Source organism: Streptomyces sp. TG1A-60 (genome assembly GCF_037201975.1).
Lineage (GTDB): Bacteria > Actinomycetota > Actinomycetes > Streptomycetales > Streptomycetaceae > Streptomyces.
The window spans coordinates 4,975,620-4,988,057 of the sequence record NZ_CP147520.1; the positions used below are offsets into that span (position 1 = coordinate 4,975,620).

At 72.5% G+C, this 12,438-nt stretch carries 10 protein-coding genes and 1 pseudogene; 8 read left to right on the top strand and 3 right to left on the bottom strand.

Annotation, left to right across the window (positions count from 1 at the left end; all coding sequences use genetic code 11):
- Nucleotides 1–139: 139 nt before the first annotated feature.
- Genes WBG99_RS21665 through hutI form a run of 3 tightly spaced genes read left to right on the top strand, consistent with a single transcriptional unit; the run spans nt 140 to nt 4,010 of the window.
- Complete coding sequence (locus WBG99_RS21665; RefSeq protein WP_338897875.1) at nt 140–1,345, top strand: allantoate amidohydrolase; 1,206 nt, start codon at nt 140–142, stop codon at nt 1,343–1,345.
- A complete protein-coding gene (locus tag WBG99_RS21670; RefSeq protein WP_338897877.1) occupies nt 1,342–2,697 on the top strand; it encodes a formimidoylglutamate deiminase in 1,356 nt (451 codons plus the stop codon). Before WBG99_RS21665 ends, WBG99_RS21670 begins: the two co-directional genes overlap by 4 nt.
- Complete coding sequence (gene hutI / locus WBG99_RS21675) at nt 2,694–4,010, top strand: imidazolonepropionase (RefSeq protein ID WP_338897879.1); 1,317 nt, start codon at nt 2,694–2,696, stop codon at nt 4,008–4,010. Before WBG99_RS21670 ends, hutI begins: the two co-directional genes overlap by 4 nt.
- 34 nt (nt 4,011–4,044) lie before the next feature.
- Here the strand turns inward: hutI and WBG99_RS21680 are convergent, their stop codons facing one another.
- Together WBG99_RS21680 and WBG99_RS21685 are read right to left on the bottom strand one after the other, a co-directional pair.
- The gene (locus tag WBG99_RS21680) at nt 4,045–5,958 is read right to left on the bottom strand and encodes an RICIN domain-containing protein (RefSeq protein WP_338897880.1); all 1,914 of its coding nucleotides are present in this window, start codon (nt 5,956–5,958) and stop codon (nt 4,045–4,047) included.
- Between the two features lie 230 nt (nt 5,959–6,188).
- Nucleotides 6,189–7,091: an RNA polymerase sigma factor SigF gene (locus tag WBG99_RS21685; RefSeq protein ID WP_338900431.1), complete on the bottom strand. Its 903-nt coding sequence runs from the start codon at nt 7,089–7,091 to the stop codon at nt 6,189–6,191.
- A 247-nt stretch (nt 7,092–7,338) separates the two neighbouring features.
- Here WBG99_RS21685 and WBG99_RS21690 point away from each other — a divergent pair, with 247 nt between their 5' ends.
- The 4 genes from WBG99_RS21690 (at nt 7,339) to WBG99_RS21705 (ending at nt 10,788) form a co-directional block, all read left to right on the top strand.
- A complete protein-coding gene (locus WBG99_RS21690; RefSeq protein ID WP_338897881.1) occupies nt 7,339–7,710 on the top strand; it encodes an STAS domain-containing protein in 372 nt (123 codons plus the stop codon).
- 435 nt (nt 7,711–8,145) lie between these two features.
- Nucleotides 8,146–8,667, top strand: a complete 522-nt coding sequence (locus tag WBG99_RS21695) for an ATP-binding protein (protein WP_338897883.1) — start codon at nt 8,146–8,148, stop codon at nt 8,665–8,667.
- 251 nt (nt 8,668–8,918) lie between these two features.
- Nucleotides 8,919–9,662: a peptidase gene (locus WBG99_RS21700; RefSeq protein ID WP_338897885.1), complete on the top strand. Its 744-nt coding sequence runs from the start codon at nt 8,919–8,921 to the stop codon at nt 9,660–9,662.
- An 85-nt stretch (nt 9,663–9,747) separates the two neighbouring features.
- The gene (locus tag WBG99_RS21705) at nt 9,748–10,788 is read left to right on the top strand and encodes a hypothetical protein (protein ID WP_338897886.1); all 1,041 of its coding nucleotides are present in this window, start codon (nt 9,748–9,750) and stop codon (nt 10,786–10,788) included.
- 69 nt (nt 10,789–10,857) lie between these two features.
- Here the strand turns inward: WBG99_RS21705 and WBG99_RS21710 are convergent.
- Nucleotides 10,858–11,073 (bottom strand): annotated as a pseudogene (locus WBG99_RS21710) (MFS transporter); the annotation flags it as partial.
- Nucleotides 11,074–11,537: 464 nt separating this feature from the next.
- Between WBG99_RS21710 and WBG99_RS21715 the strand changes: the two are divergent.
- Nucleotides 11,538–12,215 (top strand): response regulator transcription factor, encoded by a 678-nt coding sequence (locus tag WBG99_RS21715; RefSeq protein WP_149828951.1) that lies wholly within the window; start codon nt 11,538–11,540, stop codon nt 12,213–12,215.
- Nucleotides 12,216–12,438 lie beyond the last annotated feature (223 nt).

Sequence of the window (12,438 nt, forward strand, 5' to 3'; positions counted from 1 at the left end):
CCCCCGGCGAAACGACAGCCCCCAGCCCGCAGCGGGGGCCGACGGGGCCCACCCCTCACAGCCCGGGCGGGGGACGGACCGGGCCGACGGCCCCCGGGCCGGGCGGGCGCCGCGCACCGGCGGGGCCTCCTTTCATGAGATGTGGCGGGAGCTTCGGCCCATGGGGCGGCACCCGGAGTCCGGTGGATATCGGCGGTTCGCGTGGAGCGGGGCCGATGCCGAGTGCCGGGCCTGGTTCGAGGAGCAGGCGCGGGATCGCGGGCTGGACTACGAGGTCGACCGGAACGGGAACCAGTGGGCCTGGTGGGGGGACCCCGCTGCCGGGGACGCCGTGGTCACCGGGTCGCATCTCGACTCGGTTCCCGACGGCGGCGCCTTCGACGGTCCCCTCGGGGTCGTGTCCTCCTTCGCCGCGCTGGACGAACTGCGGGCCCGGGGCGCCCGGTTCGACAAGCCGCTCGCCATCGTCAACTTCTGTGACGAGGAAGGCGCCCGGTTCGGGCTGGCCTGCGTGGGCTCCCGGCTGGCGGCCGGGCAGCTGACCGTCGAGCAGGCGAGGCGGCTGACCGACGGGGACGGGATCACGTTGCCGCAGGCGATGGAGGCCGCCGGGTACGACCCGGAGGCGATCGGACCCGATCCCGAGCGGCTCACGCGGATCGGAGCGTTCGTCGAACTGCACGTCGAGCAGGGGCGGGCGCTGGACCTGTCCGGGGACGCCGTCGGGATCGCCAGCGCGATCTGGCCGCACGGGCGGTGGCGGTTCGACTTCCGGGGCGAGGCCAACCACGCCGGGACGACGCGGCTGGTGGACCGGCGGGACCCCATGGTGTCGTACGCGGGGACCGTGCTCGCGGCCCGGCGCGAGGCGCGTCTGGCCGGCGCCGTGGCCACGTTCGGCAAGATCTCCGTCGAGCCGAACGGGGTCAACGCCATCCCCTCCCTCGTACGCGGCTGGCTCGACTCCCGCGCCGAGGACCAGGCGACGCTGGACACGGTCGTCGGCGCGATCGAGGACGCCGCCCGCGACCAGGCCCAGGAGCACGGGATCGAACTCGAAGTCGTCCGGGAGTCCTTCACTCCCGTCGTCGAGTTCGCGCACGCGCTGCGGGACGAGATCGCCCGCATCCTGGGCCGGGACACGGCCGGCCTGAAGGTGCCGGTCCTCGGGACCGGGGCCGGACACGACGCCGGGATCCTCTCCGGGAGTGTCCCCACCGCCATGCTGTTCGTACGCAACCCGACGGGCGTCTCGCACTCCCCGGCCGAGCACGCCGCCGAGGACGACTGCCTGGCCGGGGTGACCGCGCTCGCCGACGTACTGGAAGGGCTGGTCCGCAGGTGACGGAGAGGACCTACTGGCTCGAACACGCCTGGCTCGGCACGCATGTCGAGCCGGGCGTGACCCTGACCGTGGCCGGGGAGGGCACCCCCGGAGCCGGCCGCGTCACCGCCGTGCGCACCACGGCGCCCACGCCGCCCCCGGGCGCCGTGGTCCTGCGCGGGCTCACCCTGCCCGGCCTCGCCAACGCCCACAGCCACGCCTTCCACCGGGCCCTGCGCGCCGCCGTGCAGGTCGGCTCGGGCACCTTCTGGACCTGGCGCGAGGTCATGTACCGGGTGGCGGACCGGCTGACTCCGGACACGTACCACGCCCTCGCACGGGCGGTGTACGCGGAGATGGCCCTCGCCGGCATCACCGCCGTCGGCGAGTTCCACTACGTGCACCACGCCCCCGGCGGCACCCCGTACGCCGACCCCAACGCCATGGGGGAGGCGCTCGTCGAGGCAGCCGCCGAGGCGGGCGTCCGGATCACCCTCCTCGACACCGCCTACCTCTCCGCCGGTTTCGGGCAGGAGCCCGGCCACCACCAGCTCCGCTTCTCCGACGGCACGGCGGAGGCCTGGGCGGAACGCTGTTCAGTTCTCAAGGACCGGGATCACGCGCGGATCGGCGCGGCCGTCCACTCCGTACGGGCCGTGCCGGCCGCGCAGTTGGCGACGGTGGCGCGCTGGGCGGAGGAGCGGCGGGCCCCGCTGCACGTGCACCTGTCGGAGCAGACGGCGGAGAACGACGCCTGCCGCGAGGCGCATGGCTGCACCCCCGCCCGACTCCTCGCCGAACACGGGGTGCTGGGCCCCCGCACGACCGGCGTGCACAACACCCACCTCACCGACGAGGACATCGCGCTCCTCGGCGACAGTGGCACCGGGACGTGCATGTGCCCCACGACGGAACGCGACCTCGCGGACGGCATCGGACCGGCCGCCGCCCTGCAACGGGCGGGCTCCCCGCTCTCCCTCGGCTCCGACAGCCACGCCGTCATCGATCTGCTCGAAGAGGCGCGCGCGATGGAGCTGAACGAGCGGCTGCGCACCCGTACGCGCGGTCACTGGACGGCGGCGGCCCTCCTGCGGGCGGCGTCGGCCGACGGCCACGCGGCGATCGGCTGGGACGACGCCGGTGTCCTGGAGGCGGGCGCGCTCGCCGACTTCACGACGATCGCGCTCGACTCGGTCAGGACGGCAGGGCCGCTTCCACGGCTCGGCGCGGAGACGGCCGTATTCGCCGCGTCGGCAGCAGACGTGTCGCATACGGTCGTGGGCGGCCGGCACGTCGTACGGGACGGGGCGCACGCGCTCGTACCGGATGTGCCGAGGGCCCTCGCGGACGCCGTCGAAGCGCTGCGCGGATGACCCCGAACGGACCGCCCGAGCGGCCGGCCCCCCGGCCCGACTCCCCTCCCGAACCCGACCCCACCGCCGACCAGGCAACCAAGGACGCCATGAGCAGCCCGACGACCGTCAGCCCCGCCAACTCCGCGAGCACCGCCAGCACGCTCATCACCAACATCGCTGCCCTGGTCACCAACGACCCCTCCCTCGGCGACGGATCCCCCCTCGGACTGATCCAGGACGCGGCCGTCGTCATCGACGGTGAACGCATCGCGTGGACCGGTGACCAAAGCAAAGCACCCGCCACTGACAACCGGGTCGACGCCGGTGGCCGGGCGGTGATCCCTGGCTTCGTGGACTCCCACTCCCACCTCGTCTTCGCGGGCGACCGGACCGCCGAGTTCAACGCCCGTATGTCCGGCCGGGCCTACAGCGCCGGCGGCATCCGTACGACCGTCGCCGCCACCCGCGCCGCCACCGACGAGGAACTGGAGGCCAACCTCACCCGCTACCTCCGCGAGGCCCTCCGCCAGGGCACGACCACCTTCGAGACCAAGTCCGGCTACGGCCTGACCGTCGAGGACGAGGCACGGGCGCTGCGCATCGCCGCCGCCCACACCGACGAGGTCACCTACCTCGGCGCCCACATCGTCCCGCCCGAACACGCCGAGGACCCCGCCGGTCCCGCGGAGTACGTCGCCCTCGTCACCGGCGAGATGCTCGACGCCTGCGCCCCGTACGCCCGTTGGGTCGACGTCTTCTGCGAGAGGGGCGCCTTCGACGCAGACCAGGCCCGGGCGGTCCTGACGGCCGGCAAAGGGAGGGGCCTGCACCCGCGCATCCACGCCAACCAGCTCTCCCACGGCCCGGGAGTCCAGCTCGCGGTCGAGGTGGACGCGGCGAGCGCGGACCACTGCACCCACCTCACCGACGCCGACGTGGACGCCCTCGCCCACAGCCGTACGGTCGCCACGCTCCTGCCCGGCGCCGAGTTCTCCACCCGCGCCGAGTGGCCGAACGCCCGCCGCCTCCTCGACGCGGGCGTCACCGTGGCCCTCTCGACGGACTGCAACCCGGGGTCGTCCTTCACCTCGTCCGTCCCGTTCTGTGTCGCGCTCGCCGTGCGGGACATGGGGATGACCCCGGACGAGGCGGTCTGGTCGGCCACGGCAGGGGGCGCGCGGGCGCTCCGCCGCGATGACATCGGCCGCCTCACGCCGGGCGCCTACGCCGATCTCGCGCTGCTGGACGCGCCCAGCCACGTCCATCTCGCCTACCGGCCGGGAGTGCCCCTGGTCACGGGGGTGTGGCGCAGGGGCGTACGCGTGGCCTGACCGGTTTCAGAGCCGCTCGGGTGACCTCCGGTTGTCAGGCGTGGACGGGGCCGGCTCCCGCCCGCCACCGCTGGCCGTCGCGCCCCGTCGCCTCGGCGAAGGCGACGGAGCCGAGCGCGTCCGGGGTCACGGCGTGCCCCGGCGCGATCGCCGGGCGGATCACTCCCCGGGAGTCGACCGCGAACCTCAGGTTCTCGCCGTGGTCGCCGTCGAGCGAGTCGCACTCCCGGACGCCCACACCGTCGTCGGTCGCCCCACGGCTGTCGAGGCACAGATCGGGGTCGGCGTAGGACTGGAGGGCGTCCCGGTGGGAATCGAGGCGCCAGCGCTGGGTGTCGCGTGCGGAGCAGGTGGCCGTGACGACGTCGGTGCCGTTCTCCAACTCGCCCCGGATGTCCAGGCACAGGCCCGAGGCGAGGTTCACGACCTGGGCGTAGGCGCCGTTCAGCGGCGGTCCGTACGGCAGCGAGGGCGACGGGCGGCCCGTCTTCGACGGGCTCGGACTCGGGCTCCTCGTCGGCTCGGGGGACTTCGGGGGCTTCGACGGCCGCTCGCTGCCCGAAGCGGTCGGGGACGGTGTCGGGCTCGCCGGGGTGACCGGCGGCACGGGCCCCGGCGGCGGGACGCCGGGCGTACCGACGGCATCCGCCGCGCCGCCCTGAGACGGCGAGTCGCCCGGCCCCGAGAGCAGCAGGAACGCCAGCAGCGGCGCCAACGCCACCCCCAGCGCCACCGAGCTCAGCACGAACCGACGTGACGGCGGCCACAGGGCCGCCCGAGCCCCGGTCCCGCCTGCCTCGGCCCTCGCCCCGGCCACCACGCCGCCCCTGTCGGCGGCACCAGGCCCGTCACCGGCTTCGCCACCGGGTCCTTCCCAGGCCTCGGCCCCGGCTTCCGCTCCGACTCCGGTCCCGGCCCTCGCCCCTGGTCCGGCCACCGCACCGGCACCGACTTCGCCACCGGGTCCTTCCCAGGCCTCGGCCCCTGTCGGCAAACCCGTCCCGGCCGCGGCCCAGGTCCCGGTCCCCGGTTCCGCGAAGTCCGCCGCCGCTCCCGCCGCTCCCGCCGCTCCCGCCCTCGCGCCCGAACGGCCGCCGTCACCCTCGTCGTCACGCCGGCCGTCAGGCCTGTCCGTCTCCTCGACCGCCTCACCGCCCGCGTACGCCGTGCCGCCCCATGGCAGGAGCCCCTCCGCCAGCGTCACGCGCGGATGGTCGCGCAGGGCGCTGAGTTCGCCGTACGCGGTCGTGCAGTGCGCGCAGTGCGCCATGTGGCTGTGCAGGTCGGGGCTGTGCCGGGGAGTGTCCGGGCGTACGGACTCCTCGATCAGACGGCGGAAGTCCTGACAGCGCGGGTCCTCGGAGGCCTGGAGACGGACCCTCAGGCAGGCCTGGCGCAGGGCGTGGAGCGCGGACTCCTGCCGGTACGTCACGTCGTCGGGGGCGAGACCGAGGAGCACGGCCGTACTGTCGTCGGGTTCGCGCTCCACGACGCCGTACCAGATGAGGCCCTGGGCGCGGGGCGGCAGCGACTTGAACGCGGCGAGCAGGGGCGGTACGGGGCCCTCGGGGCCCGCCGTGTCCAGTCGGTGGATCAGGGCGCGGTCGAGGCCGGTCGCGTGCTCGTCCGCGGCCCAGTCGGCGGCCACCCGGGCGGTCAGCAGAAGCAGGTGGTGGCGCCAGGGGACGGCGGGTTCGCTGCCGCGCGCGGTCTCCCGGGTGGCGACGGTGAACACCTGGGTCGCCAGTTGCCGTGCCGCGGACTCGCTCGCGGCGCACAGCCGGGCGTAGGCGAGGACCGACGGGTGGTGGCGTTCGCGCAACTCGCGCAGTGCCCGGTACGCGGTGGGGGAGTCGGCGCGCAACAACGCGGTGAGCCGCGCGTCGGACGTCTCCGCGTACCGCTCCTCGGACGCGTCGTCGGGGTGCTCGTCCCGAGCCCGAGCCATCCTCGTGCCTCCTCGCACCCCCGTGTCCGCCCGTCGGCTTCTGGCATACCCGACAGTCAGGCGGGTGTCCATAGTGACGGACGGAGACCCACGGGGAAGGTGTTTCCCGCGGGAATCGGGGCGCCGCAGGCATGAGCCGGGAACAGTTCGGCCGGGTACGGCAGGAGTGTAACCCCTGCCGTACCCGGCCGAACTGTGTCAGGTGCCGTCGGTGTCACCCCGGGGCGCGTTCACTCTTCGAGTGTCAGTCCCTTGCGCAGTCGTACCAGCGTGCGGGACAGCAGCCGGGAGACGTGCATCTGGGAGATGCCCAGTTCGTCCCCGATCTCGGACTGTGTCATGTTGGCGACGAACCGCAGCGAGAGGATCTTCCGGTCGCGCGGCGGCAGTTCGGCGATCAGCGGCTTCAGGGACTCGACGTACTCGATGCCTTCGAGCCCGTTGTCCTCGTAGCCGATCCGGTCCGCCAGCGCGCCCTCGGAGTCGTCCTCCTCGGGCTGGGCGTCCAGGGACGAGGCGGTGTACGCGTTCGACGCCGCCATGCCCTCGACGACCTCGTCGTTCGTCAGACCGAGGCGCTCCGCCAACTCTCCCACCGTCGGAGCGCGATCGAGCTGCTGGGCGAGCTCGTCGCCGGCCTTGGCCAGGTCGAGACGGAGCTCCTGAAGCCTGCGCGGCACGCGCACGGACCAGCTCGTGTCGCGGAAGAAACGCTTGATCTCGCCGACGATGGTCGGCATCGCGAAGGTGGGGAACTCGACTCCCCGGCTCAGTTCGAAGCGGTCGATCGCCTTGATCAGGCCGACCGTGCCGACCTGGATGATGTCCTCCATCGGTTCGCTGCGTGAGCGGAAGCGGGAGGCGGCGAACTTCACCAGAGCCAGGTTGAGTTCGACCAGGGTGTTGCGGACGTACGAGTATTCGTACGTGCCTTCTTCGAGGGACTCCAGCCGCTCGAAGAGGGTCTTGGACAGGGCCCGTGCGTCCACCGGCCCCACCTCGTCGTACGGGGGGATCTCCGGAAGGTCGGCGAGCGCGTCGCCCGGGTCATGGGCGAGGTCGTCCCGGATTTCTTCCGGAGAGGGTGCCGACGTCGCCCTCTGGGTATGCGATTCGTCGAGCCGGGGTGACATGATGTCCTCCATCGTTCTCGGCATATGGCCGCCGATGCCTATACGTGCACTGCGGTGTGCGGCGCCTCCAAAGCCGGCCGTGTCGATTTGTGTCTCCACTAGCCCTACCCGGTTTCGTGACGTCGCCGCAAGTGCGTCCTGCGGCGAAATGTCCGTTTGCGGGCGATTGTTCGGGTGTCGAGGAGTGTGGAGAAGGCGTAGTGTTCGGGGGCGAGTCAGCAGTCACGACGGTCGGGAGAGAGACGGCATGGACCGTGGGACGGTCGGCAGCGCACAGTCGGGCGGCCGACTACGGGTCGAGGTGCGGGAAGAGGGCCCCAGCGCCGTCGTGACCCCGGCGGGTGAGCTCGATCACCACACCGCCGATCTGTTGCGTGAGCCACTTGAGAGCTGCCTGGACAAAGGGTTCGTCCGCCTGGTGGTGGACTGCTCGTTGCTGGAGTTCTGCGACTCCACCGGGCTCAACGTCCTGTTGGGCGTCCGGCTCAGGGCGGAGTCCGCGGGCGGCGGCGTCCACCTGGCGGGGATGCTCCCGGCGGTGGCGCGGGTCTTCGAGATCACCGGGGCGGACGCGGTGTTCACCGTCCACGACACCCTTGAGGCGGCGTTGGCCGACTAGGCGCGGCCGGCCCGGCCGGGGCCTCCGCCCCGGGGTGCCGGTGGACCGGTCGGCCGGACCGGTCGGGCTCGTCGGACCGGTCGCCCCGCCGTCGGGGCCGCACCCCAGGTGTCCCCCCGGACCGGCGGGTTGTGCGCGTCACAAGTTCTGTGCCGAAAACATGGGTGTTCTGACGGTTCGCTCGGGCAGGAGACATCCTGAACGTGTCGGTGCAGGGGCCGGGAAACGGTTCGGTTACGGCGCGCGTACGAGCGGCGGCGTGGGCGGTGGAGGTTCGGCGGTGGCCTGGTGGCAACCCGGCAGAGGCTTGAAAAGTACGGAAGCTCGGATGGCATTACGGATGACAGCAGAAAACGGCACGTGCCGCGGGTCTTCGTCCCGCACCCTTGATGAGTCCTGAATCGTGAACTGGTGAATCGGTGAGGTGAAGCGCTGATGAGCACCACCCGGCCTTTCTCGCCGGGCGACCGCGGCCCGGAACCGGGTGCCGGCGGCGCTTCCGGGGTGCCCGGCGATGATCCGCCGCCCGTGGCACCACCCGCCGCGGGGCGCCACTTTCGTCGGCTGAGCTTCGACGGCGAGAGCGGTGTGGTGCCGCTCGCCCGTGACTTCACCCGCCAGGCGCTGTACGAGTGGGGGTGGCTGCCCGCCGCGACCGCGGATCATCGGGCGGCGGCGGAGGACGTGCTGCTGGTGGTGTCCGAGTTGGTCACCAACGCGTGTCTCCATGCGGAGGGCCCGGCCGAGTTGCGGATCGGCTGCGACAACAAGGTGCTGCGGATCGAGGTGTCCGACCGGGGGACGGGAACCCCGGCGCCACGGACGCCGCACCGGGCCGGGCGGCCCGGTGGGCACGGGATGTTCATCGTGCAGCGGCTCTGTCTGGACTGGGGGGTCGTACGGACTCCCGGGTCGGCCGGGAAGACGGTGTGGGCGGAGCTGGGAGCACCCGCGTAGGGGTTCCACTGCGTAGGCCGGGTGCCGCCGCGGTGCAGTTCGCCCTGTTTGGGCTGCGGGTCGTCTGTAGTTGACCGCGCCCACGCGGTGGAGCCGCCTGTCGACACGGCCCCGCGTCCCTTGTGTTTCCGGGCGTGCCCATCGGCGAAGGGCCGGGCCCGGTTCATCGACACACATCCGACACCTGCGTGTGTCTTCCTTCTGCAGGAGTCCCGGCGTACCTTGAGCGGCCGATCTGATGTTCCGTCAGAATGTGGGGTGCCGAGGTGTCGTACCGGACGTACCAGCAACGAACCGCCGCGCTCGCGTCCCTCGTGGCCCTGGCCGGCTCGGTGGTGCTGATGGCCGCCCCGGTGGCCCATGCCGAGGTCGTGGACGTCGAGTACAACTGCGAGACGCCGATCGGGGACAAGTCCGCGGTGTCGCCCATCGACATCAAGGGCGTCGAGAGCGGCGACGGCTACGAGATCACGATGTCCTGGCAGAGGGGCGTCTCGTCCAGCCCGGTCGAGCTGGGCAAGGGGGCGGTGACCCCGAGCGCCACGATCCAGCTGGGCGGGGCCGACAGCGGCACGCTCACGGTGACCGGGCCCGCCAACCAGGAGGCGATTCCGGCCAACACGCCCATCAAGATCAATGACCTGAGCGGCACGTACACCCCGAAGAACACCGGCAAGGTCGACTTCACCGCGGGCGTGCTCACCATCAAGGCCCTCGGGACGGTGACGACCTGCACGCCCGGGAACGACCCCGGCCCGTCGTTGACACTCGACGTCACGGCTGCGGGCGGCAGCGCGTCGGGCGGTACGGGTGATACGGGCGGCACGGGCGGCGGTTCCGACACAGGCGGCTCGGGCGGCTCGGAGGCCGAGCTTCCGCGAACCGGCCCCCTGGACTCGGCGGTCGCGCTCGGCACGCTCGGCGGCACGGTGCTGCTCGCGGGGACGGCGGGGGCGCTGTGGGTGACGCGCCGGAACCGGGCGGTACCTCGCTGACGGGAGCCGGAACGTGATCAGAAGGCGGCGAACCCCGACATCGGCCCCGCCCCTGCCTCCACCTCCGCCGACCCTGCTCGCCTTCGTGCTCGGTCTCGTCATCGTGCTCGTGGCGTCCCCCGGGGGCGGGGTCGCCCAGGCTGTGGAGGGGCCGAGCGTTCGGGTGTCCAAGGGGCAGGCGGGTGTCGGTGGTTCGGTGATCGTGACCGGTGGTGGGTGGCGGCCGGAGGCGATCCTGATGGTGCTGATCTGTGGTCGGTCCGTACCGTCGCGGGATGTGCCCGGCGGCACCGACTCCTGTGCCAACGCCGAGGGGCGGGCCGTGACCGCCGACGGCAAGGGCCGGTTCCGCCGGGAGTTGCCGGTGGCCGAGCCGCCCGTGCCGTGCCCGTGCGTCGTGCACGTCTCCACCATCACGGGGCCGAAGGCCGAGGCCGCCGCGGCTTTTCAGGTCGCCGGGCACTCGGTCGAGCCGTTGCCCCGGGAGGCGGCCGGTGGACGCCTCTCACTACTGACGGAAGGCCGACTACGGGGCTCCAGCGGGCTGTTGACCTGGTTCGGGGCACCGCCCACCCGTGAACTGGTCTTCACCGTGGGCAATGTCGGCACCTCCCCGGTGAAGAACCCCGTCTTCCAGGTCGGCACCTCCCACGGTGTGTTCGCGCCCCGGTGGGAGGAACAGCAGTGGCGCGGCACGATCCGGCCGGGCGCGGAGGCCCGCGTCACCCTGCCTGTGGACCTCGCGGCGGGGGCCCACGGCGACTACACCGTCTCCCTCAAGCACGGCGGCAAGGTCCTCGCCGAAGAGCCGTGGGGCGTGGGCCGCCCCTGGGGCGTCACCCTCTTCTGGCTGATGCTCTGCCTCGTCGTCCCGGCCGTGCTGTTCCGGATCGGGATGGCGCTGGTGGACCGGGTGCGACCGGGCCGGACCACGGCAGAGCGGCGGCGGACGCCCCGACTGCCCCGGTGGGTGCCCACGCCGGGCCCCTCGACCGCCGCGCACGCTCAGCCCCGTCGGCCGTCCCGGTCGCGTACGGCCTCGGCCCTGCCGTGGTTCACGCCGGACACCGATGCGGGGGCGGCGCGGGCAGGGCGGCTCTCCGCACGGCAGGAGGACCACTCCTGAGCGCGGGACGGGGCGCCGCACCCGGAGGTGCGGCGCCCCGTCCCGCGTCGCATCATGCGGACGCCGGTCTCAGCCGACGTCGCCCGTGAGGGCCCGGACCTTCCTGCGGTACATGTGGATCGCGAAGCCGGCGAGGACGGCGAGGGTTGCCTCGACGGCGACCATCCCGGTGCCGCTGAGGTCGAAGCCGCCGACGGCGGGGTTGGAGAGCAGTCCCGTGACGGAGTCGCCCGCGGTGACCGCGAGGAACCACACGCCCATCATCTGGCTGGCGTACTTCGCAGGGCCATCTTCGTCCAGGCCGGCACCGGGCGGCCGGGACGTCCCGCACACAGAAGAGACCTTCAGCGCGGATATGCCGTCAAAGTCCCCTGTGTGTCATTACAGGCGTTCCGTCACCATACGGCAGGAGGCTACGGGAGACGGAAGGGCTTGAACGGTGAATTACAGGTAAGAAGACAACTGTGATCGCGCATTCCAAGGTCATCTCGAGGGTAATGGCTCATGAATGCAAGGCAAGGTCGTGGCGGGCGCGATGCCGCCACCTGACGGACGCGGAGTCGGCGCGCGACCCCCACCGGATCCGGACGCCATCTCCACGCACGCCACCGGACCTTCACCGGGGCGGGACGAAACGCCCGCCGGAGTCGATCATGCCCGGTGGAGGTAAGAGAACCGTTGGACCAAGGTGTGAATCACGCTTGTCGATCCCCCTCCACCTGCGGTTCTCGTCGGACTACCATCACCCCATGACCCGTGTACTGCTCGCCGAGGACGACGCGTCCATCTCGGAGCCGCTGGCTCGCGCACTGCGCCGGGAGGGGTACGAGGTGGAGGTCCGCGAGGACGGACCCACAGCGCTGGACGCCGGAATGCAGGGTGGCGTCGACCTGGTCGTACTGGACCTGGGGCTGCCCGGCATGGACGGCCTGGAGGTGGCCCGCCGACTGCGCGCCGAGGGCCACACCATCCCGATCCTCATCCTGACCGCGCGCGCCGACGAGGTGGACACCGTCGTCGGCCTGGACGCGGGCGCCGACGACTACGTCACCAAGCCCTTCCGCCTCGCCGAACTGCTCGCCCGCGTCCGGGCCCTGCTCCGGCGCGGTGCCGCCGAGCCCCAGCAGCCGCCCGCCACGCACGGTGTGCGCATCGACGTCGAGTCCCACCGGGCCTGGATGGGCGACGAGGAGCTGCAGCTCACGGCGAAGGAGTTCGACCTGCTGCGGGTGCTCGTGCGCGACGCCGGGCGGGTCGTCACCCGTGACCAGCTGATGCGCGAGGTCTGGGACACGACCTGGTGGTCCTCGACCAAGACCCTCGACATGCACATCTCCTGGCTCCGCAAGAAGCTCGGCGACGACGCGGCGAACCCGCGCTACATCGCGACGGTACGTGGGGTCGGCTTCCGGTTCGAGAAGAACTGAGCCCTGCCAAGGGCCGAGCCGGGCGCCTCATGGCTCGGTGGCCGCGCGGTACGGCGGCGGACTGTGTGTGGCTGGTCGCGCGGTTCCCCGCATCCTCAGGGCCCTTCTGACGGATCTCCGTGGCATCGAGACGCCCGGCACTCACGCTCGCCGCACCGGGCACGCTCGCCGCACCGGGCACGCTCGCCGTACCGGGCACAGACCCCGGTACGTCCATGCCGGA

What these genes read in the sequence shown, in the direction of transcription:
- WBG99_RS21665 (WP_338897875.1), top strand. Translation starts at nt 140, where the DNA reads ATGTGGCGGGAGCTTCGGCCCATGGGGCGGCACCCGGAGTCCGGTGGA.
- hutI (WP_338897879.1), top strand. Translation starts at nt 2,694, where the DNA reads ATGACCCCGAACGGACCGCCCGAGCGGCCGGCCCCCCGGCCCGACTCC.
- WBG99_RS21680 (WP_338897880.1), bottom strand. Translation starts at nt 5,958, where the DNA reads ATGGCTCGGGCTCGGGACGAGCACCCCGACGACGCGTCCGAGGAGCGG.
- WBG99_RS21685 (WP_338900431.1), bottom strand. Translation starts at nt 7,091, where the DNA reads ATGTCACCCCGGCTCGACGAATCGCATACCCAGAGGGCGACGTCGGCA.
- WBG99_RS21690 (WP_338897881.1), top strand. Translation starts at nt 7,339, where the DNA reads ATGGACCGTGGGACGGTCGGCAGCGCACAGTCGGGCGGCCGACTACGG.
- WBG99_RS21695 (WP_338897883.1), top strand. Translation starts at nt 8,146, where the DNA reads ATGAGCACCACCCGGCCTTTCTCGCCGGGCGACCGCGGCCCGGAACCG.
- WBG99_RS21700 (WP_338897885.1), top strand. Translation starts at nt 8,919, where the DNA reads ATGTGGGGTGCCGAGGTGTCGTACCGGACGTACCAGCAACGAACCGCC.
- WBG99_RS21715 (WP_149828951.1), top strand. Translation starts at nt 11,538, where the DNA reads ATGACCCGTGTACTGCTCGCCGAGGACGACGCGTCCATCTCGGAGCCG.